The organism is Desulfurellaceae bacterium (assembly GCA_021296095.1).
GTDB lineage: Bacteria > Desulfobacterota > Binatia > Bin18 > Bin18 > JAAXHF01.
Window position 1 is genome coordinate 1 of the sequence record JAGWBB010000027.1, and the last position, 317, is coordinate 317.

General features: G+C 64.4%; 1 protein-coding gene. It reads right to left on the reverse strand.

The genetic code is table 11. The annotated features are described in order from the left end of the window. The coding region (locus J4F42_08350; protein ID MCE2485507.1) for an HAD family hydrolase at window positions 1–317 on the reverse strand (317 nt) is incomplete at both ends.

A 317-nucleotide genomic window follows, 5' to 3' on the forward strand; every position in this document is an offset into this window, starting at 1 on the left:
GCCGTGAATCCCGACCGCCTGGGCACCGACAATATCGTGCAGCAGCGAATCGCCGACATGCATGACCTGCTCGGGTCGGCAGCCCGCCGCCTCGAGTGCGGCCTCAAAGATGGCCGGGTGAGGCTTGCCGCGTGCAAACTCGCCACCAACAAAAATGGTGTCAAAAAACGCCTCCAGTCCGCTCGTGCTGACTTTGGTGCGCTGCATGGCTGGCGCGCCGTTGGTTAACAGGCTGAGGTGGAAGCGTCGGCTCAGGCGGGACAGCAGCGGCACGACATCGGGAAAGGGTCGGCAGTGGCGGAGGCGGTGTTGCCAGT